Raw genomic sequence first — 15,932 nt, forward strand, 5'->3', positions numbered from 1 at the left:
GATGGTCGGCGTGACCGCGCCCGCCCGTCCGCCCGCCGCCGAGCTGGAGGCGGTGCTGGAGCGCCTGACGTACGTCAACGAGGAGACCGGGTACACGGTGGCCCGGGTCGCCACCGGCCGCGGCTCCAACCTGCTGACCGCGGTCGGGGCGCTGCTCGGGGCGCAGCCGGGGAGAGCCTGCGGCTGGTGGGGCGCTGGTCCTCGCACCCCCGGTTCGGCCGGCAGTTCGAGGTCGAGTCGTACACCACCGTGCTGCCGGCCACCATCCAGGGCATCCGGCGCTACCTCGGGTCCGGCCTGGTCAAGGGGATCGGGCCGGTCTTCGCCGAACGCATCGTGGAGCACTTCGGCCTGGCCACCCTGGACGTCATCGAGCAGCAGCCGGCCCGCCTGGTCGAGGTGCCGGGGCTGGGTCCGAAGCGGACCGCGAAGATCACCGCGGCGTGGGCCGAGCAGAAGGTCATCAAGGAGGTGATGGTCTTCCTCCAGGGCGTCGGCGTGTCGACCTCGGTGGCGGTGCGGATCTTCAAGGAGTACGGCGAACGCTCCATCGAGGTGGTCCGCAAGGAGCCCTACCGGCTGGCCGCGGACGTCTGGGGGATCGGCTTCAAGACGGCCGACACCATCGCGCAGGCCGTCGGGATCCCGCACGACAGCCCCGAGCGGGCCAAGGCCGGCCTGCGGTACGCGCTGTCCGAGGCCACCGATTCGGGCGGGCACTGCTACCTGCCGGCGCCGCAGCTGGTGGCCGACGCCACCAGGATTCTCAGCGTTCCGGCGGACCTCGTCGAGCGCTGCCTCGACGACCTCGTCGCCGAGGAGGGCGTGGTCCGGGAGGACCTGCCGGGCGGCGACGGACAGCCACCCGTGCCCGCGATCTACCTGGTCCCGTTCCACCGCGCCGAGCGTGCCCTGGCCGGCGCCCTGACCCGGCTGCTGACCGAGCCGGCCGACCGGCTGCCGCAGTTCGCCGACGTGGCCTGGGACCGGGCGCTGCGCTGGCTGCGCGCCCGCACCGGGGCGGACCTGGCGCCCGAACAGGAACAGGCGGTCCGGCTCGCGCTCACCGCGAAGGTCGCGGTGCTCACCGGCGGACCGGGCTGCGGCAAGAGCTTCACCGTCCGCTCGGTGGTGGAGCTGGCCGTGGCCAAGCGGGCGAAGGTGGTGCTGGCCGCCCCCACCGGCCGGGCCGCGAAGCGGCTCGCCGAGCTGACCGGCCACCCGGCGGCCACCGTGCACCGGCTGCTGAAGCTGAAGCCCGGCGGGGACGCCAGCTACGACCGGGACAACCCGCTGGACGTCGACCTGCTGGTGGTCGACGAGTCGTCCATGCTGGACCTCATCCTGGCCAACAAGCTGGTCAAGGCCGTACCGCCCGGCGGGCACCTGCTGCTGGTCGGCGACGTCGACCAGCTCCCGTCGGTGGGCGCCGGCGAGGTGCTGCGCGACCTGCTCGCGGCCGACGCGGTGCCGCGGGTCCGGCTGACCCGCGTGTTCCGGCAGGCCGCGGAGTCCGGGGTGGTGACCAACGCGCACCGGATCAACGCGGGCCGCCCGCCGGTCACCCAGGGACTCGCCGACTTCTTCCTCTTCCCCTGCGAGGACACCGACGCCGCCGCGGCGCTGACCGTGGACGTGGCCTGCGCCCGCGTACCGGCCCGGTTCGGCCTCGACCCGCGCCGCGACATCCAGGTGCTCGCCCCGATGCACCGCGGCGCGGCCGGCGCCGGCACGCTGAACACGCTGTTGCAGGAGCGCCTCACCCCGCACCGGGAGACCGTTCCGGAACGGCGGATGGGCGGCCGGGTGTTCCGGCCCGGCGACAAGGTCACGCAGATCCGCAACAACTACGACAAGGGCGCGGCCGGCGTCTTCAACGGCACCGTCGGCGTCGTCACGGCCGTCTCCCCCGAGGAGCAGAACCTCACCGTACGCACCGACGAGGACGAGCTGATCGGGTACGACTTCGACGAGCTGGACGAGCTGTCCCATGCCTACGCGATGACGATCCACCGGTCGCAGGGCTCCGAGTACCCGGCCGTGGTGATCCCGCTGACCACCAGCGCCTGGGTGATGCTCCAGCGCAACCTGCTCTACACCGCGGTCACCCGGGCGAAGCGGCTCGTGGTGCTCGTCGGCTCCCGGCGGGCGCTGGCCGCCGCCGTCCGCACGGTCGGGTCCGGTCGCCGGCACACCGCGCTGGCGTACCGGCTGCGCCCGGACCGCTGACCGGCGCGGTGTTCGCGGCGCGGGTCGGTTGCGGGCGTGAGCCTGCGGATGACGTCCGGGCGCGGGTGGCGGTCCGGCCCGGTGCTGCGCACGATCGTTCAAGACAGCGGGGGCGTGCGGCGGCTACAACGGTGTCCGCGCCGCCCGATGGCCGCCGTCCAACCGCGGCGGCCGGGCCCGGTGGTGCGACGTCGCGGGAGGTGCCCGGTGGACCTCGGCTTTCTCGGCCTGGGGGTGATGGGTCAGCCGATGGCCCTGCACCTGGTGCGGGCGGGGGTACGGCTGCACGTGTGGAACCGGTCGGCGCCCGGCCTGGCCCGGCTGGTGGACGCGGGCGCGCTGGCCGCGCCGGACCCGGCCGCCGTGTTCGAGCGCGCGGACGTGGTGCTGGTGATGCTGGCCAACGAGACGGCCATCGACGCGGTGCTGGCCCGCGGCACACCCCGGTTCGCGGCCATGGTGGCGGGCCGCACGGTGGTGCACATGGGCACCACGTCCCCGGCGTACTCCCGGGGGCTGGGCGCCGACGTGCGCTCGGCCGGCGGCGAGTACGTGGAGGCGCCGGTCTCCGGCTCGCGCGGCCCGGCCGAGGCGGGCAACCTGGTGGCGATGGTGGCCGGGACCGAGGCCGCGGTGGCCCGGGTACGGCCGCTGCTCGACCCGATGTGCGCGCAGACCGTGCCGTGCGGTGCGGTCCCCGGGGCGCTGCTGACCAAGCTGGCGGTCAACCTGTTCCTGATCACCATGGTCACCGGGCTGGCCGAGGCCGTGCACTTCGCCGACCGGGCCGGGGTCGACCTGCACACCCTGGTCTCGGTGCTGGATGCCGGCCCGATGGCCAGCGTCGTGTCCCGGGGCAAGGCGGCCAAGCTGCGCGACGGCGACTTCGACGTGCAGGCCGCGGTCCGGGACGTGCTGTACAACAACCGGCTGATCGTGGACGCGGCCCGTTCGGCCGGCGCCGCCGCACCGCTGCTGGACGTCTGCCACCGGCTGTTCACCGAGACCGTGCGGCTCGGGCACGGTCAGCTCGACATGGCGGCCGTGGTGCGTGCCATCGAGGCCGCCGATCCGGCGGCCGGTGCCGTAGACCCGGCCGCCGGTGCCGTAGACCCGGCGGCCGACGCCGCCGATGCGGCGGGTCCGGTCGCCGCCGCCGTCCAGGAGGACGGGGTGAGCCCGTAGGCCCGCTTGAACATCCGGGTCAGGTGGCTCTGGTCGGCGAACCCGGCCGCCGCCGCGACCTCGCGCAGCGGGACGCCGGCCCGCATCAGCACCCGAGCCCGGTCGAGTTGCCGCAGCGTGCGGAACCGGCTGGGACTGGTGCCGAAGGCCGCCCGGAACTGTCGCGCCACCGTCCAGCGGTCAAGCCCGGTGACCCGCTCCAGTTCCGCGGCCGGGTGCGCGACGGTCGGGTCGGCGAGGATCAGGTCCCGGACCCGGGACACGGCCGCCACCGCGAGGCCGGACCGCCGGGCCACCGCCCCGACGGGCAGCGGTGCTGACCGCGTCGCCCCGGCGGGCAGCGGTGCTGGCCGTGCCGCCCCGGCGGGCAGCGGTCGCGACCGCCCCGGCCGCGCCGCGGCGTGCCGGGTGAGCAGGTCGGTGACCGCCACCACCAGCTCCACGCGTTCCACCTCGTCCAGCGGACGGTCCAGGTCGGCGAGCCAGCCGGTCAGTCCGGGCGCCGCGGGCCGGGGGCGGACCACGGGATCCGGGACGAACGGCAGCGGCGCCCCGCCCAAGGACTCCCGGACGAGCGCCGGATCGAGGTAGATGATCCGGTAGCCGAAGCCCTCGTCGGTGCCGGCGGCGCCGTCGTGTACCTCGTCCGGGTGCAGCACGTGCCACTCACCGGGCAGGCAGTGCCGGCGCTCGCCCCGGTAGCGGAACGTCTGCACCCCGCGCAGCGTCACGCCGATCGCGTACGTGTCGTGCCGGTGCGGGGCGAACGCCTCGCCGCGCAGCGAGGCCGCGAGCCGCTCAATCCCGGCGGCGTCCGCGCCGAACCGGAGCCGCAGACCCGGCGCGTCCGGCCCGGTGGGCAGGTGGCCTCGCAGCAGGTCGCGGTCCGTCGACATCCTGCCCAGGGTAGGAACACCGGGACCGGTACGGCGAGGGCCACCTCGGCGCCGGTGGCGTGCCGTGCCGCGCGGGGCGGGGTCAGCGGTGCCGGGCGAGGAAGTCGGCCAGCACCTCGCTGTGGGTGGAGAACGCCAGCTCGGCCGGCTCGGTGAGGACCAGCCACTCCGTCGACTCGGCGGTGGGCCGGGACGGTGGCAGCCCGTCGAAGGGCACCTCCGGCAGCTCGCCGAAGATCATCAGCGAGCCGCCGTACGGGGCACTCAGCACCGTGTACAGCCGTACCGTGGCGGCGTCGGCCACCAGGGTCGTCTCCTCCAGCAGCTCGCGGACCAGCGCGTCGCGCCAGTCCTCGCCGTACTCGATGAAGCCGCCGGGCAGCGACAGCAGCCCGCGGCCCGGCTCGATGTCCCGGCGCTGCACGACCACGCCGAGCCCGTCGTCGGTGCGTACCGGCAGCACGGCGACCGCCACGGGCAGCGGGTTGCGCCAGACGAGTTGGCCACAGGCGCCGCAATCCCGGGGCCAACCGGCGTCGGCCGGGTAGGCGGTGCCGCAGTAGGAGCAGTGCGAGTACGGGGCGCCGGTCACGCCGCACGACGATACCTGCACCGCGCCGGTGGGGAAGGCCCCTGTTCCGGCGGCGGCGTTCCGGCGGCGGTTCGACCCGGCCCGCCGGCCGCCCCCTCAGGCGGCGGGCGGGGCCGTCCAGTTGGTCGGTCCGGTGGTGCCCGACACCTCGGTCTCGGAAGGCATCAGGATCCACAGGATCGGATAGATCAGGAACTGGCTGCCGGGGATCAGCAACAGCACGATCACGAACAGCAGCCGGGCCGGCCACGGTTCGATGCCGAACCGCCGGCCGAGGCCGGCGCAGACCCCGCCGAGTACCCGGCCGTCACGCGGCCGGACCAGACCCTGCCGGTGGAACGAGTCGTGCACGGTGTCCATGGTTTCCCGCTTTCTCCGGTGAACTCTTCCCCTCCAGAATCCCGCCGTGCGGGCCGGCTGGCATCGGGACCGACCCCCGAGCCTTCCCGGATCCCTCACCCGGGCCGAACCTCGGGGTAACTCCCGTTCGCGCCCAGCGCGTGCGTTGATGTCAGACCGGGGTGGTACTACGAGGAAAGCCAGGGGGGAGGTCTCCGATGATCGACATCAACCGCGGCAACCTGCTCACCGCCGAGGCGGACGCGCTGGTGAACACCGTGAACACGGTCGGGGTGATGGGGAAGGGCATTGCTGAGCAGTTCAAGCGGGCTTACCCGGCCAACTTCGCGGCCTATCGAGCTGCGTGCCAGCAGGGGCGGGTCAGGCTTGGTGAAATGTTCGTGTTCGACTCCGGTCGGCTGGGGCCTCGTCGCTATGTCATCAACTTTCCGACCAAGGAGCACTGGCGCACCCGGTCCTGCCTGACCGACATCGGGTCGGGGATGGCGGATCTGGTCCGAGTTGTCGGGGACCTTGGCCTCGCGTCGGTAGCGGTCCCGGCGTTGGGCTGCGGCAACGGCGGCCTGGACTGGCGGGATGTGCGTCCGGTGATCGAGTCTGCCTTCGCCAGGATGCCGGGCATCAAGGTGCTTCTCTTTCCCCCCGGAGGGGTCGATTCGGGTCGGGTCGACATGGGCGGCGATGGCGCGAGTGGGGGCGCCCGGTGTCCTTCTTCCGCGAATGCGGCTGCGCTGTCTTGCCCGGAACATGCGTCAGGCTTACCCTGACAACGTCAGGGTAAGCCTGACGTAGGTACAGGGAGGGTTCATGTCTGTCGCGACCTCGGCTCAGGATCTCGAACTGCGGTGTTCCTTCTGCGGGAAAAGGCAGCAGGAGGTGGCCCACCTGATCGCCGGACCGGGCCCCATGATCTGCGACGAGTGCGTCCAACTCTGCAACGACGTGCTCGCGGGCAGGCGCCTGGAAGGTATCCGTCTCTGGGATGACCAGTCCGATGAGGAACTGCTCGCCACCATGGTCCGGGTCGCGTCGCTTCGGCACCACGTGGACCGCACGGTCGGGCGGATCGCCCGGCTCCTGCGCGCCAGGGGCACGACGTGGACGACGATCGGGGCCGCGTTGGGCATCACCAGGCAGTCGGCCTGGGAGCGGTTCTCCGGCGAGGAGTAGCGCGGGTCAGCGCACGGCCGGCAGCCGGGGGTCGGCCAGCCAGCGCCGGGGTCCGGCGTGCGCCACCCGGATTCCGGCCACGGTCACGGCGTAGCGCAGCGCGGCCGTCGGGTCGGGACCGGCCGGCGACCGGGCCAGCGCCACCGCGAGGGCGCCGTGGAAGGCGTCACCCGCTCCGGCGGTGTCCACCGCGGCGACCCTCGGCACGTCGACCGTTCCGGCCGCGTCGGCCGACCACCACCGTACCGGCGCGGGGCCGTGGGTGATCGCGACCTGGCGCGCCCCGGCGGCCCGCAGCGCGGCCGCCACCGCCTCGTCCCGGTCCGCGCCGGACACCGCGGTCCCGCCACGGTTCGCGCCGGAGACCGCTGCCCCGGCCCGGTCCGCTGCCCCGGCCCGGTCCGCTGCCCCGGCCCGGTCCGCGCCGGGGGCCACGATCCGGGGCGGGTCCGCACAACCGGGCGGGCGGAAGGCCGCCGAACAGGCCACCAGGTTCGCGTACGGCAGCAGCTCGGCGAAGACGGGCCGCCAGCTTCCCGCGTCCAGGACCACCGGCCGGCCCCAGCGCGCGGCGGCGCGGACCGTGGCCACGGCGAGCGCGGGGTGGTGGCCGTCGACGAGGACGGCATCGGCCCGCCGCACCGCCTCGGCCAGGCCGGGTGGGACGGCGGCGTCGATGCCGTCGGCGTTCCGGCTGATCACGCTCCGCTCGCCGGTGCCGGCCAGCACCGCGACGGTCGAGACCGGCGGCGGTACGTCGCTACCCGGCGCGGCGTCCAGCAGGGTGACCCGGCACGCGGCCAGGTCGGCGCGGATGAGCTGGGCCAGCGGGTGCCGGCCGACGGCCGAGACGAGGGTGACCCGGGCACCGAGGGCGCTTGCCGTCACCGCCGCGTTGGTGGCGGGGCCGCCGGCGGCGCACTCCAGCGAGGAGGACTGGGTCTTCTCGTCGGCCCCGGGCAGCCGGTCGACCCGCTGCACCACGTCCACGGTGGCCAGCCCGACGCAGACCACCCGCACGGCGCGGCTGGTCGTCGCGCGGCCGGACCGGTCAACATCCACCCACTACGTCTACCCGGTCCGGCCGCCCGCTGTCAGCCGGGGTCGCCGTCAGCTCGGGTCGACGATCATGCCGGCGGCGATGGTGCGGTTGGTGGTTTCGTCGATGAGGATGAAGCCGCCGGTGGTGCGGTTGCGGCGGTATTCGTCGGCGAGGAGGGGATGGTGGTGCGGAGGCGGACGCGGCCGATGTCGTTGAGGGTGAGGGTGGTGGCGGTTTCGTCGCGGTGGAGGGTGTTGATGTCGAGGCGGTAGTGGAGGGTGCGGATGAGGGTGCGGGCGGTGCGGGTGGTGTGTTTGATGGTGTATTTGCCGCCGATGGTGAGGGGTTGGGTTTCGTCCATCCAGCAGAGCATGGCTTCGATGTCCTGGGTGGGGGTGGGGGTGTTGTGGGGGCGGCAGATCATGTCGCCGCGGGAGATGTCGAGTTCGTCGGCGAGGCGGATGGTGACGGACATGGGGGGGTGGGCTTGGGTTTGGGGTCCGTCGGCGGTGTCGATGTGGGTGATGTGGGTGGTGAAGCCGGAGGGCAGGATCATGACTTCGTCGTGGGGTTTGAGGATGCCGGAGGCGACTTGTCCGGCGTAGCCGCGGTAGTCGGTGATGGTGGTGGATTGGGGGCGGATGACGTATTGGACGGGGAAGCGGACGTCGACGAGGTTGCGGTCGGAGGCGATGTGGACGTGTTCGAGGTGGTGGAGGAGGGCGGGGCCTTCGTACCAGGGGGTGGCTTCGGAGCGGGTGACGATGTTGTCGCCGTGTAGGGCGCTGATGGGGATGGCGGTGAGGTCGGGGGCGTCGAGTTTCGCGGCGAAGGCGGTGAATTCGTCGTTGATGGTGTTGAACACGTCCTGGGACCAGTCGACGAGGTCCATTTTGTTGACGCACAGGACGAGGTGGGGACGCGGAGCAGGGAGCAGAGGAAGGCGTGGCGGCGGGATTGTTCGACCAGGCCTTTGCGGGCGTCGACGAGGATGAGGGCCAGGTCGGCGGTGGAGGCGCCGGTGACCATGTTGCGGGTGTACTGGATGTGGCCGGGGTGTCGGCGATGATGAACTTGCGTCGGGGGGTGGCGAAGTAGCGGTAGGCCACGTCGATGGTGATGCCTTGTTCCCGTTCGGCGCGGAGCCCGTCGGTGAGCAGGGCGAGGTTGGTGTATTCGTCGCCGCGGGCGGTGCTGACCGCTTCGACCGCGGCGAGTTGGTCGTTGAACAGGGATTTCGTGTCGTACAGCAGCCGGCCGATGAGGGTGGACTTGCCGTCGTCGACGCTGCCGGCGGTGGCGAACCGCAGCAGGTCCATCGGCCGCTGCCCCGACTCGGTTTCCAACCCGCCGCCGGTGGTGGTGTGGACGGTCATCAGAAGTAGCCCTCCCGCTTACGGTCTTCCATCGCGGCCTCGCTGACCCGGTCGTCGCCACGGGTCGCGCCTCGTTCGGTGATCCGGGTCGCGGCGACTTCCTCGATCACCTTGTCCACCGTGTCGGCGTCCGAGGCCACCGCCGCGGTGCAGGACGCGTCGCCCACGGTGCGGTACCGCACCCGGGCGGTGAACACCCGCTCCCCGTCCCGGGCCGGGAGGAACTCGTTCACCCCGTACAACATGCCGTCACGCTCGACCACCTGCCGCTCGTGGGCGAAGTAGATCGAGGGCAGCGTCAACCGTTCCCGGGCGATGTAGTGCCACACGTCCAACTCGGTCCAGTTCGACAACGGGAACACCCGGATCGACTCGCCCGCATGGTGACGGCCGTTGTACAGCGACCACAACTCCGGCCGCTGGTTCTTCGGGTCCCACTGCCCGAACTCGTCCCGGAAACTGAAGATCCGTTCCTTCGCGCGGGCTTTCTCCTCGTCCCGCCGCGCACCCCCGAACAGGGCGTTGAACCGGTACTTCTCCACCGCCTCCAACAACACCGGCGTCTGGATCCGGTTCCGCGTCCCATCCGCCGGCGCCCGTACCAGACCCTTCTCCAACGCCTCCGGCACACTGGCCACCAGCAACTGCAACCGCAACTGGTTCACCCGCGCGTCCCGGAACGCCAACACCTCCGGAAAGTTGTGCCCCGTATCCACATGCATCACCGGGAACGGCACACCAGCCGGCGCGAACGCCTTCTGCGCCAACCGCAACATCACGATCGAGTCTTTACCACCGGAAAACAACAACGCCGGACGTTCCAACTCCGCCACCACCTCACGGATGACGAAAATGCTCTCCGCCTCCAACTCAGCCAGGTGCGAGACCTGATAGGCGGCAACCTCGCTGCTCATCGTGGCTCCTTTCCGGATGGGGGAACGGGTGCGGCGACGGCCGCGCACGCCTGCCGCCGCAGGGCGGCGAGCAGTGGCTCGGCAAGATCGCTACGACAGACCAGCAGATCGGGCAGGCGCGGGTCGGCCTGGTTGTATTTCAACGCGGACCCGTCGATCCGGGAAGCATGCAAACCCGTGGCCGTCGCCACAGCCACCGGCGCGGCAGAATCCCACTCGTACTGCCCACCCGCATGCACGTACGCATCCACCTCACCACCCACCACCGCCGCGATCTTCGCCCCCGCCGAACCCATCGGCACCAACCGCGCACCCATTTCGGCCGCCAGGTCCGTCAGGAACGCCGGCGGGCGGCTCCGACTCGCCGCCACCCGGATGGTCCCGCCCAGCGGGGTGGACGCGCTCGGGTCCGGCGGCGGGACGTCGGTGCCCAGCACCCGGTGCTGCGCCGGCAACGCCACCGCCCCGGCGGCCAGGCCGTGCCCCCCGAGCCGGCGGTCCCAGAGCGCCACGTGCACCGCCCAGTCCGTGCGGCCCTCCTCCGAGAACTCCCGGGTCCCGTCCAACGGATCCACGATCCACACCCGGTCGGCGCTCGACCGGCCGGTCCGACCGGCCGACCGGATCGTCCGGGAGTCCTCGTCCTCCTCGGAGAGCACCGCGTCGGCCGGCCGCCAACGGGCCAGTTCGGCCCGCAGGAAGTCGTGCGCGGCGAGGTCACCGGCCGCCTTCAGCGCGGCCGGGTCGCCGTGGCCGTACTCGGCGCGTACCCGCAGCAGCAGCTTGCCCGCGCGGGCGGCGAGCCAGCGGGCGAGGCCCGCGTCGGATTCCGGGGGGTCGGTCGTCGGCATGGCAGCTCCTCGTAGGGACGTCACTGGATCGCCCGCCGGCAGAAGCAGCGGACGCTGAGCCGGGTCAGCGCCACGGCCACCCCGGTCAGTACGGTCAGGCACACCCAGGCCGGGATGTGCGGAACGGCCGGCAGCAACGCGCCGCGCACCCCCTCCGAGACGTACGTCATCGGGTTGAGCGCGGTGACCGCCTGGTACCAGGGCAGCGAGGACAGCCGCGGCCAGGGGTAGTGGATGCAGCCGGTCCAGATGATCGGGGTGAGGATCACCGAGAAGGTCACGTTGATCCTCTGCACCGGCAGGGTGGTGGCCAGGCTCATCCCGAGCGCCCCGCCGACCCAGGCGCCGAGCAGCGCCGTCACGAACGCCAGCGGCAGCCCGACGGGACGCCACGGCGCCGAGCCGACCACCAGGGCGCCCAGCGGGTAGATCAGGATGGCCGCGAGCAGCCCCCGGATGGTGGCGATGACCAGCTTGCCGATCGCGACCAGCCCGGTCGGCATCGGCGCCATCAGCCGGTCCTCGATCTCCATGGTGAAGCCGAACTCCTTCACCAGCGGCAGGGCCACGCTCTGCAGCGCGGTGGTGAAGGCGGCCAGCGCGATGATGCCGGGCAGGAACAGGCTGGCGAAGCCGTGCCCCACGATGCCCTGCGAACCCAGGACGGTGTTGAAGACGAAGAGCATGAACAGCGGTGTCAGCCCGACCTGCACGAGGATCACCCACAGCTCGCGGCCGGTGACCATGAGGTCGCGGCGCAGCACGGCGACGAAGATCCGGCCGGTCGGTGGGCGGAGGCGGACCGCCTGCCGCGGTGGGGCAGGCGTGTCGAGAGCGGTCACCGAGGTTCCCTTCCGGTGAGTTCAACGAAGACGTCCTCCAGGCTGGGCTCGCCGACGTCGATGGCGTTCAACGTCGCGGCCCGGCCGGTCAGCACGGTCACGGCCGCGCCGAGCAGGGCGGCGGGGTCGCTGCTGAGGTGCAGGCGGACCCGGACCCGACCGCGCCCGCCGCCGCGCCCGGCCAGGCCGCCGCCCGCCGCGCCGGCGAGACCGGCGAAACCGCCGCCCGCCGCGCCGGCGGGACCGGCGAAACCGCCGCCCTGCCCGCCGGCCAGACCGGCGAGGCCGGCCAGCCCGGCCCGGCCCGCGCCGCCCATCCCGGCGAGGGCGGCCAGCGCCGCGCCCCGACCGGCCGGCCCCGGCCCGCCCCGACCGGTGGGTGCCGCCAGACGCTCCGCCTTGCGTACGCCGTCCAGCTCGCCCAGCGCCGTGCAGAGCGCGTCCGGGTCGTCGGCGGTGGCCGGGGTGACCGTCAGGTCCAGGAGCGCGTTTCCGGCCAGCCCGCGGATCAGGTTGTCCGGGGTGTCCAGGGTGAGCAGCCGGCCGTGGTCGACGATGCCGACCCGGTCGACGATCCGGGCCGCCTCGTTCATCGCGTGGGTGGTCAGCACGACCGCGACCCCGCGCTCCCGCAGTTGCCGGATCCGGCCCCAGATGAGCAGCCGGGTCTGCGGGTCCAGGGCGTTGGTCGGCTCGTCCAGGAACAGCACCGTCGGGTCGTGCATCAGCGCCCGCGCGATCATCAGCCGTTGCGCCATGCCGCCGGAGTACGCCTCGATGCGCCGGTCGGCCCGCTCGGCCAGGCCGAAGCGTTCCAGCAGTTCCGTGGCCCGGGCCGAGGCGTCCCGCCGGGGCACCCCGTGGTAGGTGGCGTGGTAGACGAGGTTCTGCCGCGGGGTGAGGGCACGGTCGAGGTTGTTGTGCTGCGGCACCACCGCAAGCTGCGCCCGCGCGCCGGCCGGGTCGGCGGCCACGTCGACGCCGCCGACCGAGGCCCGGCCGCCGGTGGCGCGCAGCCGGGTGGTCAGGATGCCGACGGTGGTCGACTTGCCGGCCCCGTTCGGCCCGAACAACCCGAAGATCTCGCCCGGCGCGACGGTGAACGACAGCCCGTCCACGGCGTTGGCATCGGTGCGCGGGTAGCGCTTCACGAGGTCGCAGACCTCGACCACGGCCGGGCCCTCTCTGCTGGACATCGTCTCTCCTGTCTGGACGGGAACGGCGGTCGGCGGCCCGCCCGCCGGTTCCGTCCGGGCCGGCGCCGCGGGTGCGGACCGGCGGTCAGCCACCGGGCGGCTTGGGGTGCGCGCTGAAGAACCGCCAGATGGTGTCGGTGGCGTTCAGCGCGGTGGCGGGCGGGTCGAGGTGGAGCAGCTTCTCCGCCAGTGGCGGGTTGGGCTCGCCGCCGGGCCACTGGTGGCCGGCGCCGGCGATGGTGATCAGCTCGACGGCCCGACCCTGCGAACAGGTCGCCGTCGACCGGGTGACCGGGCCGTCGGTGCTGACGGTCGGTGCGTCGCAGTCGTCCACGGCCCGCCACCGGGCGGCCAGCTCGGGGATCGGCGGGCCGTCGATGTGTACCGGGTTGCGCCCGGTGCCGTCGTTGTCCCGGCGGCCGGGGCCGCCGCCGTAGGGCATGGTCTTGTCCTGCTGGCCGTGGATGTGCAGCACCGAGACCGGTGCCGGGTCCGGGCACTGGCCGGTGAGGGTGGTGGCCACCGCGCCGACCGCGGCGAAGATCCTGGTGTCGCAGGCCAACCGGTACGCCAGCAGCCCGCCGTTGGAGATCCCGGTGACGTACGTGCGGGCCGGGTCGACGGGCAACGCCCGGCCGATCTCGGCGACCAGGTCCGTGATGAACCCGACGTCGTCCACGCCTTCGCGGGCCGGGGCCCCGCAGCACTCCGGGCCGACCGCCCAGGCCCGGTTCAGCCCGTCCGGGAAGGCGACCACGAAGCCGTCCCGGTCGGCCTGCCCGGTCCAGCCGTACGCCTCCTCCGCCTGGGATCCGGTGCCGGCGGCGCCGTGCAGCATGATCACGAGCGGCACCGGCCCGCTCAGGTCGGCCGAGGCCGGCCGGTACAGCCGGTAGGTGCGGTCCCGACCGTCCACGGTCATGGTGTGCTCGGACGTTCCGACCGCCACGTCCGGGCCGGCCTGGCCGCTGGCCGGCGTACCGTCGTCGGGCTTCGTGTCGGTGCGCTTAGGGCTGCAACCGGCCAGCGCCGCCAGCACGACGAGCAGCGACAGCGTCCCGGCGAGCAGCGACGGCGTCCGGGCGAGCAGCGACGGCGTCCCGGCGAGAAGCGACACTGTCCCGGCGAGCGGTGACGGCGCCCCGGCGAGCCGACCGGCCCGGCTCGCCGGGGCAGGCCGGCGGCCGGCCCGTCCGGATGTGGGGCGGGCGGGAAGAAGATCGGGAAAAGATGGCATATCACAACTTTCGCCCGAGAATGTTCGAGCAAGGTCAGCGTCGCGCCACGATTCGGCAAGACGTGATGATTCGGACCCGGTCCGGCACGAATCGCGGAAGGGGGCCGCCGGCCCGGCCGGCGGGCCGGCGACCCCCCGGACGTCAACAGCCGTCGCGAAGCCGGATCAGCTCCCAACCGCCCTCGGGTACGTCGTCATCGGGGTCGGTCCGCAGGTTCATCGGATCCGCCATGCCCAGGTAGACCGTCGACCCGTCGGCGACCATGTTGCGGATCCCGTAGTTGAGGTAGTTGCCCACCCCGGAATCGCTGATCAGGGTTGCCGCCTTGTGCGAGGAGGTGAAGGCGTACAGGTCGCCGCCGTACGTCGCGGCCGGCACCGCGCTGAGCGTCTGCGCGGCGGCCGCCGCCTTCGGCGCCTCGGCCATCACGTCGCCCATCTGCGTCGACAGCCCGAGCTGCTCGGCGGTGTCCTGGCCGAGTTCCTTGGCCAGATAGCTCCAGTCCATCGTGCCCACGTAGAGCTTGCCGCCGGCCACCACCATCTTCCAGGTGTAGTTGTTGTACGGGTTGCCGAAGCCGGCCGAGCCGTACAGCGGGGTCTGGTGCGTCGAGGCGAGCGCCCAGGCCCCGGCGCCGTCGTTGGCGCTCGGGTCGTACGCGGGCAGCTCGGTGTTGCCGTACAGCAGGTCGACCTTCTGGTGGCTGGAGCCGAAGTCCTTGCCCCGGTAGATGCTGATCGCCCGCTGGGTGTTCTGGACCGTCGCCCGGATCCCGGCCTCGTCGGACGGCGGGTACGTCGCCAGGTGCAGCGTGCTGGCCTTCAGCGGCACGTGCATGGTGCCCCAGTACAGGTAGCCGCCGTAGGAGGCCAGCCCGCCCAGGCCGTAGCTGCTGGCGACCACCGGGTCCGGCTCGTAGCTGGCGACGTTCCAGACCTGCTGCCAGGAGTCGGCGTCGTCGGGGGTGAGGCCCGGCGCCCCGGCGGACAGCTTGGGGCTCATCCAGACCGAGGCGATGCCCGTGGGCGCGGTGGCGTCCACGGTGCCGCCGGTCAGCTCGTTGTCCGAGCCCGGCCAGGTGGTGACGAAGATCCGTCCCTGGTGCTCGGTCAGGTCGGCGGCCTGGGCCGGCAGGTTCGCCACCTTCGCGAAGTTGAACGGGTCGCTCTTGCTGCCCATCCAGCGCAGCACGTAGCCGCCGCCGCCACCGTTGTCGCCGACGCCCACCCCGGCGTAGAGGGCGCCGTCGGCCACCACGAAGTGCCGGATGTTGCCGTACTCGGGCAGGTTGCGCGAGCCCAGGAACGCCCCGGTGTCGGTGTCGAAGGCGAACAGGTTGATGGTCTGGCCCAGCGCCGGGCCGCCCATCAGGGCAACCCCGCCGAAACTGCCGGCGGCGCGGATGCCGACGGTGGTCTGCAACCGGGTCGCGTCGTCCGACGAGGCGCCGGTCACCGCCTCCGTCTTCGAGGTCAGCGTGTCGGTGCGGGTGTCGTAGCTGTAGAGCCGCGGCATGCGGTGGTCGCCGAGGGTGGGCGGCAGCTGCGGGTTGCGCTGGGCGATCTGGCTCTGGCCGTACTCACACACCCAGTCGTTGTTCAACGTCGGCGCGGTGTTGCGCAGGGTGTGCCCACTGGTCAGGCAGTTGACGTTCGCTCCGGTGCCGAAGTACAGCATCTTGCCGGCGCGGGTCAGCCCCCACAGGTACGCCTGGTTGACCTTGGGCGCTCCGGTGGCGCAGGGCGGGCCGGGCGGGTACGGCTGGCCGATGCCGTTGAAGCACTCGTCCGGCGCGGCCTTCGCGAGCAACTGCGTGCTCGGATGGCCGCCCGGCCCGCCGCCGGGGTGGAACGCCGCGGCGGGTGATGCCGGCGAGACCGCCAGCACGGGCCCGAGCCCGAGTACGGCGACGGCGGCGAGCAGCCGCCGCGCACAGATCCGGAGTGAATTCACCAATACCTCTCTTCATGCGGGGACAGGGGTGTTGCGGCGGGAGGGCACGGCGCTTCAGCGGGGAAGGCGCGCGTCCTCCCACGGGGAA

The 15,932-nt window shown here is 72.8% G+C and carries 12 protein-coding genes and 3 pseudogenes; 4 read left to right on the plus strand and 11 right to left on the minus strand.

Features of this window, described 5'->3' with window-relative positions; genetic code table 11:
* Nucleotide 1 precedes the first annotated feature (1 nt).
* A pseudogene (locus tag CIK06_RS09475) lies at nt 2-2,229 on the plus strand (ATP-dependent RecD-like DNA helicase).
* A gap of 207 nt (nt 2,230-2,436) precedes the next feature.
* Nucleotides 2,437-3,414: an NAD(P)-dependent oxidoreductase gene (locus tag CIK06_RS30795; RefSeq protein WP_095564518.1), complete on the plus strand. Its 978-nt coding sequence runs from the start codon at nt 2,437-2,439 to the stop codon at nt 3,412-3,414.
* Between the two features lie 17 nt (nt 3,415-3,431).
* Here the strand turns inward: CIK06_RS30795 and CIK06_RS09485 are convergent.
* The 3 genes and pseudogenes from CIK06_RS09485 to CIK06_RS09495 all read right to left on the minus strand — a co-directional run.
* Nucleotides 3,432-4,310, minus strand: a pseudogene (locus tag CIK06_RS09485) (AraC family ligand binding domain-containing protein); the annotation flags it as partial.
* Between the two features lie 82 nt (nt 4,311-4,392).
* The gene (locus tag CIK06_RS09490) at nt 4,393-4,902 is read right to left on the minus strand and encodes an NUDIX domain-containing protein (RefSeq protein WP_095564519.1); all 510 of its coding nucleotides are present in this window, start codon (nt 4,900-4,902) and stop codon (nt 4,393-4,395) included.
* Nucleotides 4,903-4,998: 96 nt separating this feature from the next.
* Nucleotides 4,999-5,262 carry a PspC domain-containing protein gene (locus CIK06_RS09495; RefSeq protein ID WP_095564520.1) on the minus strand — a complete coding sequence of 88 codons (264 nt, stop codon included), beginning with the start codon at nt 5,260-5,262 and terminating at the stop codon, nt 4,999-5,001.
* A gap of 197 nt (nt 5,263-5,459) precedes the next feature.
* Here CIK06_RS09495 and CIK06_RS09500 point away from each other — a divergent pair, with 197 nt between their 5' ends.
* Nucleotides 5,460-6,029: a macro domain-containing protein gene (locus CIK06_RS09500; RefSeq protein ID WP_095564521.1), complete on the plus strand. Its 570-nt coding sequence runs from the start codon at nt 5,460-5,462 to the stop codon at nt 6,027-6,029.
* 40 nt (nt 6,030-6,069) lie between these two features.
* Nucleotides 6,070-6,432 carry a ClpX C4-type zinc finger protein gene (locus CIK06_RS32365; protein WP_095564522.1) on the plus strand — a complete coding sequence of 121 codons (363 nt, stop codon included), beginning with the start codon at nt 6,070-6,072 and terminating at the stop codon, nt 6,430-6,432.
* A gap of 6 nt (nt 6,433-6,438) precedes the next feature.
* On the opposite strand, the gene CIK06_RS09510 is transcribed toward CIK06_RS32365, so the two are convergent.
* From CIK06_RS09510 to CIK06_RS09545, 8 genes and pseudogenes are all read right to left on the minus strand, one after another.
* On the minus strand, nt 6,439-7,494 hold the full coding sequence (locus tag CIK06_RS09510; protein WP_232534107.1) for a PfkB family carbohydrate kinase: 1,056 nt from the start codon (nt 7,492-7,494) through the stop codon (nt 6,439-6,441).
* Nucleotides 7,495-7,542: 48 nt separating this feature from the next.
* Nucleotides 7,543-8,850: pseudogene (locus CIK06_RS09515) on the minus strand (sulfate adenylyltransferase subunit 1).
* Complete coding sequence (cysD, locus tag CIK06_RS09520; RefSeq protein ID WP_095564524.1) at nt 8,850-9,764, minus strand: sulfate adenylyltransferase subunit CysD; 915 nt, start codon at nt 9,762-9,764, stop codon at nt 8,850-8,852. The pseudogene CIK06_RS09515 and the gene cysD overlap by 1 nt, the downstream one beginning before the upstream one ends.
* Nucleotides 9,761-10,615 (minus strand): 3'(2'),5'-bisphosphate nucleotidase CysQ, encoded by an 855-nt coding sequence (locus tag CIK06_RS09525; protein WP_095564525.1) that lies wholly within the window; start codon nt 10,613-10,615, stop codon nt 9,761-9,763. The genes cysD and CIK06_RS09525 overlap by 4 nt, the downstream gene beginning before the upstream one ends.
* A gap of 20 nt (nt 10,616-10,635) precedes the next feature.
* Nucleotides 10,636-11,457 carry an ABC transporter permease gene (locus CIK06_RS09530; protein ID WP_095564526.1) on the minus strand — a complete coding sequence of 274 codons (822 nt, stop codon included), beginning with the start codon at nt 11,455-11,457 and terminating at the stop codon, nt 10,636-10,638.
* Nucleotides 11,454-12,653: an ABC transporter ATP-binding protein gene (locus CIK06_RS09535; protein ID WP_095564527.1), complete on the minus strand. Its 1,200-nt coding sequence runs from the start codon at nt 12,651-12,653 to the stop codon at nt 11,454-11,456. The genes CIK06_RS09530 and CIK06_RS09535 overlap by 4 nt, the downstream gene beginning before the upstream one ends.
* A gap of 85 nt (nt 12,654-12,738) precedes the next feature.
* Nucleotides 12,739-13,770, minus strand: coding sequence for a PHB depolymerase family esterase (locus CIK06_RS09540; protein WP_232534108.1), 1,032 nt, complete (start codon nt 13,768-13,770; stop codon nt 12,739-12,741).
* Between the two features lie 262 nt (nt 13,771-14,032).
* The gene (locus CIK06_RS09545) at nt 14,033-15,844 is read right to left on the minus strand and encodes a hypothetical protein (protein WP_232534109.1); all 1,812 of its coding nucleotides are present in this window, start codon (nt 15,842-15,844) and stop codon (nt 14,033-14,035) included.
* Nucleotides 15,845-15,932: the final 88 nt, after the last annotated feature.

This window comes from Plantactinospora sp. KBS50 (assembly GCF_002285795.1).
Taxonomy (GTDB): Bacteria; Actinomycetota; Actinomycetes; order Mycobacteriales; family Micromonosporaceae; genus KBS50.